The organism is Frankia sp. CcWB3, assembly GCF_977927595.1.
The window spans coordinates 1-6,593 of the sequence record NZ_CDWRCK010000231.1; the positions used below are offsets into that span (position 1 = coordinate 1).

Annotated in this window: 7 protein-coding genes; 3 read left to right on the top strand and 4 right to left on the bottom strand. The window is 68.0% G+C overall.

Going from position 1 to position 6,593, the window contains the following annotated elements; all coding sequences use genetic code 11:
- The 4 genes from ACY5KJ_RS16000 to ACY5KJ_RS16015 all read right to left on the bottom strand — a co-directional run.
- The coding region (locus tag ACY5KJ_RS16000) for a thiolase family protein (RefSeq protein WP_462203725.1) at nucleotides 1–461 on the bottom strand (461 nt) is incomplete at its 3' end.
- Nucleotides 462–618: 157 nt separating this feature from the next.
- Nucleotides 619–1,413, bottom strand: a complete 795-nt coding sequence (locus ACY5KJ_RS16005; protein ID WP_462188969.1) for an RNA polymerase sigma factor — start codon at nucleotides 1,411–1,413, stop codon at nucleotides 619–621.
- A 108-nt stretch (nucleotides 1,414–1,521) separates the two neighbouring features.
- The gene (locus tag ACY5KJ_RS16010; protein WP_462203726.1) at nucleotides 1,522–2,028 is read right to left on the bottom strand and encodes a hypothetical protein; all 507 of its coding nucleotides are present in this window, start codon (nucleotides 2,026–2,028) and stop codon (nucleotides 1,522–1,524) included.
- Nucleotides 2,028–3,059, bottom strand: a complete 1,032-nt coding sequence (locus ACY5KJ_RS16015; RefSeq protein WP_462188967.1) for a sodium:solute symporter family protein — start codon at nucleotides 3,057–3,059, stop codon at nucleotides 2,028–2,030. Before ACY5KJ_RS16015 ends, ACY5KJ_RS16010 begins: the two co-directional genes overlap by 1 nt.
- A gap of 435 nt (nucleotides 3,060–3,494) precedes the next feature.
- On the opposite strand from ACY5KJ_RS16015, the gene ACY5KJ_RS16020 reads away from it, so the two are divergent.
- From ACY5KJ_RS16020 to ACY5KJ_RS16030, 3 genes are read left to right on the top strand one after another with little or no spacing between them, the layout of a single operon-like run.
- On the top strand, nucleotides 3,495–3,833 hold the full coding sequence (locus ACY5KJ_RS16020; protein WP_462203727.1) for a DUF3311 domain-containing protein: 339 nt from the start codon (nucleotides 3,495–3,497) through the stop codon (nucleotides 3,831–3,833).
- Nucleotides 3,830–4,177: a hypothetical protein gene (locus ACY5KJ_RS16025; RefSeq protein ID WP_462188965.1), complete on the top strand. Its 348-nt coding sequence runs from the start codon at nucleotides 3,830–3,832 to the stop codon at nucleotides 4,175–4,177. Before ACY5KJ_RS16020 ends, ACY5KJ_RS16025 begins: the two co-directional genes overlap by 4 nt.
- Nucleotides 4,174–6,417 carry a carbon starvation CstA family protein gene (locus ACY5KJ_RS16030; protein ID WP_462203728.1) on the top strand — a complete coding sequence of 748 codons (2,244 nt, stop codon included), beginning with the start codon at nucleotides 4,174–4,176 and terminating at the stop codon, nucleotides 6,415–6,417. The genes ACY5KJ_RS16025 and ACY5KJ_RS16030 overlap by 4 nt, the downstream gene beginning before the upstream one ends.
- Nucleotides 6,418–6,593 lie beyond the last annotated feature (176 nt).

Sequence of the window (6,593 nt, forward strand, 5' to 3'; positions counted from 1 at the left end):
GAGCCGAAGTACCGCGGTGCGAACGGCACCCCCTCGACCTCGCCCTGCACCTTGGTGACCACTTCGTCGAACCGCCCGAAGGCGTTGGGCCGGTCGTCCCACTGCATCGTCAGCGCGCCGCGCCGCATCTGCTCGAACCCGAACGCCAGCACGCAGTCCGCCGCCCCGGAAGCCACCGCCTGCCGCGCCAGGAACAGCGCCGACGACCCACTCGAGCAGTTGTTGTTCACGTTCACCACCGGCGCCCCGGTCATCCCCACCCGGTACAGCGCCTTCTGCCCGCTCGTCGAGTCGCCGTACACATAGCCGGCGTACGCCTGTTGGACCGCAGCCAGGTCGATCCCAGCATCGGCCAACGCCGCCCTGACCGCCCCCTCGGCCAGCACGTCGTAGCTGTCGCTCCTGCTCGGCGTCGCGAACGGCACCATGCCGACGCCCGCCACCATCACCCGACCGCTCATCATCGCTCCATGGGCTAGCTATTGTTCACTTAACACCGTGAGCACCACAGTAGCGCACGTCAAGGGGAGAGGTGTGGCGTAAGCGTGCTTGCGAGGATTCACAAGGTGGAGCGACGCGGGTGTGTCACAGCCTGCGGTCGGGCGACGTCCACACCGGTCAGTGGTTGAGCGCCCACAGGCCGACCAGGTTCGCGAAGGTGAAGACCACCGCGATGACGACGGCGAGGATGAGCCGCCTGCGGCGCTCGCGGCGGCGCCAGGTGGCCCGCGCCCGCCGGTAGGCGTCGGGCGACACGGGCACGCCGTCGGCGAGAGCGTCCAGGGCGTCGCGCAGCCGTCGTTCGGTGTCGTTGAGCGGCCCGGTGTGATACGTCATGTCTGGGACTCCATCGCGCGGGACAGCGCCGCCATTCCCCGGGCCGCATGGGGATTTCACTGCGCCGCAGGAAATCCCCATGACCGCGGCTATCTCGGATTCCTTCAGGCCGAGCCAGTGCCGCAGTACCAGGGCCTCCCGCTGGCGCGGCGAAAGCCGCTGTAACGCGACGACTACAGCTCGCTGTTCGTGTCGCAGCAGCGATTGCGTCTCCGCCGATTCTACCTGGCCTGATGGCCATTCCAGATGTTTTCGGACGACCTGGAGATGGCGTAGTCGCATTCGGGTGAGATTGCAGACTATGCTACGTAGATACGGCAGGGTGGCGGTCGAGTCCCGCAGTTTTCGCCAGCGCCGGTAGAGCTCGTAGAACGCCTGCGCGGCGATATCCTCCGGGTCGTCCGCGCCGAGGAGGGCGGCCAGTCGTACCAATGAGACGTAGTGGGTATTGAAGAGTCGCGTGAGGGCGGTCTCCCGATCAAGATCGTGAAGATTCACCTGGATCTCCCCGGCCGGCAGCAGAGTAGCGGCGTCGCCGGCAGTGACGGCTGCTGGATCTTTGAGGATGCCCTGCACCGCCGCTCAGGAGTCGAAATGAAATAACTTGCGCGTTTCGAACCCTCCACAGGCCTGTGACCTGCGATGATGCTCTCGATCACGTATTTGTTACTTCATTACGTCCCCTCACCGCCATCCCGGCGCGTCCGGCCGGGGGAGTCGGTCCACCTGGGATATCCGGCTGCTTCGGGCCACGCCGACGCGGTGAAGGACCGGGGTGAGCGCGGTGGCGACCGCCAGATTCAGCCCGAGCGCGAGGAGCGCCGTGTACAGCGGCACGGACGCCCCGAACAGGTGCAGGTTCACCACCGCGGAGAATTCGCCGGAGGTTACCAGGCAGGTTCCCGCCGCCATTCCTACCGCCCATCCGGCGAGCAGCGCACCGCGATGCAGCCAGGTGGAGAACAGGACGATCCCGACCGCCGGGAAGGTCTGGAGTATCCAGACCCCGCCCAGCAGCTGCAGATCGATGGCATCCTGGTCGTGCAGACCGAGCACGAAGGCGAATGCCCCGATCTTTGTCACCAGCGAGGCACCGCGGGCCACCCGGACCTGATGCTTGGGGGTGGCCGTGGGGTGAAAATACTCGACGTATACGTTGCGGACGAAGAGCATAGCGACCGCCACCGACATCACGGCCGCGGGGACGAGCGCCGCGACAACGAGCGCGCCGAAGACGACGCCGGTGGCAACCGGCGGGGCCAGCTGCTGGACGAGCAGCGGGACAGCTGCTTCGGCCTGCCCGCGGGGTGCGCGTACCCCCGCGGCCAAGGCGGCAACGCCGAGCAGCCCGAAGAGTCCGAGCAGGCCGGCAGGGTGACCGCCGAGCGGCGCAGGACGTCGGGGTTCTTCGCCGCGAAGGCGGCGGTGAGCACGTGTGGGTACACCAGCAGGGCCATCGCCGAGCCGAGCACGAGGCTCGCGAACGCGGCGAACGTCGACGGCTCCAGCGTGAGTGACGGATCCGGCAAGCCGTCCGCGGCTATGTTCCGCCGTGCCGCAGCAAAGATCTCGCCGGGTCCGCCGAGCCTGGCTAGGACGAGTCCGACCACGGCGAAGACCGCCAGGAAGATCAGAATTCCTTTGGCGACCGAGACGAGTGCCGGAGCGCGGATGCCGCTGTGATAGGTCGCGACGGCGAGCACCCCGAACACCGAGGCCAGCACCAGGTCGCCGGGCAGCCCAGGCGGGATGAGGCCGCCGGCAACGAGCACCGCGCGGACGCCGACCAACTGCAGCGCGATGTACGGCGTGGTGGCCACGATTCCGGTCAGCGCCACGGCGAGCGCGAGCAGCGGCGACCGGTGGCGTTCCCGCACGTAGTCGTCCACCGTGACGTAGCCGTGGCGCCGAGCCGTCTCCGCCAGACGTGGGAGGAGCACGAAGGCTAGCGGATAGACGATGATCGTATAGGGCAGCGCGAAGAAGCCGAGAGCGCCCACCCCGTAGACGAGGCCGGGCACCGCGGCGAAGGTATATGCGGTGTAGATCGCACCGCCGAGCAGGAACCAGGTCAGAACGCCACCGAACGGGCGCCCTGCGAGCGCCCACCCTTCCGGCGAGGGGAGCTCGTCCCGCCGATAGAACGCGCGCGTCCTTACCGATAGTAACGAAGTGCCTGCTATCACGACGGTGAATCCCGCCACGGTCGTCCCGTCGGCCATCCGAACACCCTCCGTTACACGCGGCTTCCCGTGCGGCGCGGCGAGGTTGCCGGTGGAAGCCCGCCCGGTCGTCCCGCCCGGTCCTTATTCCAGTTGCGCACCGAGCCGGCGCGGTTGACACGACATCATCCCGAAACAAGCCGTAAACTTCTAGCTCACCAAGTCGTAAACCGCGGAGGCGCGGCGAGCAACTCTCCCGGTGACACCATCGCGGCCTGCGTGACCACCCGGCCTGGGTACCTGGGCCAGGCGGTGGCTTACCACCAGGAAGATCAAAATGCAGGGAGATCAGGTAGCTCACCAAGTCGTAAACCGCGGAGGCGCGGCGAGCAACTCTCCCGGTGACACCATCGCGGCCTGCGTGACCACCCGGCCTGGGTACCTGGGCCAGGCGGTGGCTTACCACCAGGAAGATCAAAATGCAGGGAGATCAGGATGTGGCACGATGAGCAGGGCCGGGACACCCAGCGGGGTGCCCCGGCGAACTCCGCGGCAGGCGTCCCGGCAGCGCCCGTGCCTGCAACAGGCCGGCCGGCCGCCGGTCGTCCGGCCCGCGCGGCGGCACGTCGGCGGCGAACCGCCGCGGTCGCGTGCCTCGGGACACCGTTCGCAGCCCTGCTGGCGGTCCCGCTTTATGCGCAGGATGAGCCACGGCTGGCCGGGGTGCCGTTCTTTTACTGGTATCAGCTTGCCTGGGTGCCCTTAAGCGCGCTGCTGACCGCCGCCGCTTGGCGGCTGCACAGTCGGGGGACGGCGCCGGAAGGCCTGCGATGATCCGGTTCACCGACCGGGCCCGCGCGGCGCTCCGCGAGGGCGAGGTAGTCGTTTTTGACTGGGCCCCGCTGGGGCTGTGCTGCGCCTGCACCGGTCAACTGTGGCTGCGCACCGCGCCGCGGGCGCTCGTGCCGCGGCACCGGGGCTTCCGCCCGGTGGACGCGGATCCCGGTGGCAGCGCCGTAGCCCATCCACTCGCCTATCCGTTCCTCCTGGGCCGCGATGTCACAGTCGACTGCCGCTCGCGGCTCGGCTTCCGGCACTTCAGCACCGACCTGCCGCCCGATGTCGGGCTCGCTGACCTGCTCGGCCGGGCCGCTCTCGCCAAAGGACGCCTCGTATGACTACCCGTCTCGATACTGCCGGAACCGGCCTTCCGCCTGGCGGCGGTCGTGGGCCTGGCCTTGGCCGGAGGACCGGCCGGCTCCGTTCGATAGCCATCTGGACCACGGTGTCGGCGGCCGGCGCGATCAGCTGGGCTGTGCTCGCGATGTCCCGCCACGAGTCGATCTCTGCGGCGTGGATCCTGCTCGCCGGCCTGGGATCCTTCGCCATCGCCTACCGCTTCTACGCCCGGTTCATCGCAAACCGGGTGCTGCGGGTGGATGACAGCCGGGCGACGCCGGCCGAACGCCTCGACAACGGCGTCGACTACCAGCCGACCGACCGGCGGGTCCTGTTTGGCCACCACTTCGCTGCCATCGCCGGGGCCGGTCCGCTCGTCGGCCCGGTGCTCGCCGTACAGATGGGGTATCTGCCCGGGACGATCTGGATCATCGCCGGTGTTATTTTCGCCGGTGCCGTGCAGGACATGGTGACGTTGTTCTTCTCCATGCGGCGGGACGGCAAGAGCCTGGGCCAGATGGCGCGCGACGAGATCGGCCCGGTGGGCGGGACAGCGGCACTGGTGGCTGTCTTCGCCATAATGATCATTTTGCTGGCGGTGCTGGCGCTTGTCGTGGTGAACGCGCTCGCCGCCTCTGCATGGGGCACCTTCTCGATCGCAATGACCATCCCGATCGCCCTGTTCATGGGCATCTACCTGCGGGTGCTGCGACCCGGCCGGGTCGCTGAGGCCACCGCCGTCGGTGTCGCCGGACTGTTCGCGGCCCTTGTCGGCGGCCGCTGGATCCAGGACTCCGCCCTCGCCTCCGCCTTTACACTCAGCCCGAAGGCACTGGTCGCCTGCCTCGTCGGCTACGGCTTTGTCGCCTCGGTGCTGCCGGTGTGGCTCCTGCTCGCGCCCCGCGACTACCTCTCGACCTTTATGAAAGTCGGCACCATCGGGCTGCTCGCCATCGGCGTTCTCGTCGAATTTCCGGTACTTCAGGCGGACGCAATCAGTACTTTCGCGACCAGGGGAAACGGGCCGGTGTTCGCCGGCAGCCTGTTCCCGTTCCTCTTCATCACCATCGCCTGCGGTGCCCTGTCCGGATTCCACTCCCTCATCGCGTCCGGCACCACGCCGAAGATGATCCAGAAGGAGTCCCAGGTCCGGCTCATCGGTTATGGGGCGATGCTGACCGAGTCCCTTGTCGCACTGATGGCGCTGATCGCGGCGGCGGTGCTCAGCCCGGGCCTCTACTACGCCATGAATGCGCCCGGTGGGGTCGTCGGCAAGACCGCGGCGTCGGCTGCGTCCGCGGTCACCAACCTCGGTTTCACCATCACCCCGGACGCCCTCGAATCCGCGGCCCGGGCCGTCGGCGAATCGACGCTGGTAGCCCGCACCGGAGGTGCACCGACGCTCGCTGTCGGCATGTCCAACATCCTTTCAGGCGCATTCGGGGGCGGTCGCCTCGCCGCCTTCTGGTACCACTTCGCGATCATGTTCGAGGCATTGTTCATCCTGACCACTGTCGACGCCGGCACCCGGGTCGGCCGATTCATGTTGCAGGACATGCTCGGGAACGTGTGGAAGCCAATCGGCCGGGTGAGCTGGTGGCCCGGGGTCTGGCTGAGCAGCGCGCTGGTGGTCGGCGCCTGGGGCTACTTCCTCTGGACCGGGGCAACCGACCCGCTCGGCGGCATCAACCAGCTGTTCCCGCTGTTCGGGATGGCCAACCAGATGCTTGCCGCCATCGCATTGGCGGTCGTCACCACCCTGTTCGTCAAGAGTGGGCGAGCGCGGTGGGCCTGGGTGCCCGGCGTCCCGCTCGGCTGGGATGTCGCCGTCACCTTCACCGCGGCCTGGCAGAAGGTTTTCTCGGACGATCCCAAGCTCGGCTTCTTCGCCCAACGGAACCGCTATGCCGACGCGCTCGACGAAGGCAGGGTTCTGGCGCCCGCGAAGAGCATCAGCGACATGCACAAAGTCGTCCAGAACTCGACCTTGGACGGGATCATGGCGATAGTGTTCGCCCTGCTGGTGCTCGTCGTGCTCGCCGATGCGGTACGGGTGTGCATACGGGCTGTCCGCACCCGGGTGCCGATACCCACTACCGAAGCGGACTATGTAGCCTCCCGTTTTGTCGCGCCCGGGGGATTGTTGGCGACCGCTGAAGAGCGCCGGCTGCTCGCGGACGCAGCCCAGGCGGCCGTGGCCCCTCAGCCCGAGCCCGTCACACCGCCGCTGCGCCGCTGACAACATCCCACGAAAATGGCGAGAGTTGAATCTGTTTGCGCCGAGGCGAGCTGGCGACGGCCATCAGGCCGGAACCCGCTCGTCCCGGCGCAAACAGTCAGCGCGGCGGCGTCGGTGCGGCCCTCAATCTAACCAGACAGGCCGTGCCCGTCGGCGGCGTCGACGAACACGTACGA

What these genes read in the sequence shown, in the direction of transcription:
- ACY5KJ_RS16010 (WP_462203726.1), bottom strand. Translation starts at nt 2,028, where the DNA reads ATGTCGGTGGCGGTCGCTATGCTCTTCGTCCGCAACGTATACGTCGAG.
- ACY5KJ_RS16015 (WP_462188967.1), bottom strand. Translation starts at nt 3,059, where the DNA reads ATGGCCGACGGGACGACCGTGGCGGGATTCACCGTCGTGATAGCAGGC.
- ACY5KJ_RS16020 (WP_462203727.1), top strand. Translation starts at nt 3,495, where the DNA reads ATGTGGCACGATGAGCAGGGCCGGGACACCCAGCGGGGTGCCCCGGCG.
- ACY5KJ_RS16025 (WP_462188965.1), top strand. Translation starts at nt 3,830, where the DNA reads ATGATCCGGTTCACCGACCGGGCCCGCGCGGCGCTCCGCGAGGGCGAG.
- ACY5KJ_RS16030 (WP_462203728.1), top strand. Translation starts at nt 4,174, where the DNA reads ATGACTACCCGTCTCGATACTGCCGGAACCGGCCTTCCGCCTGGCGGC.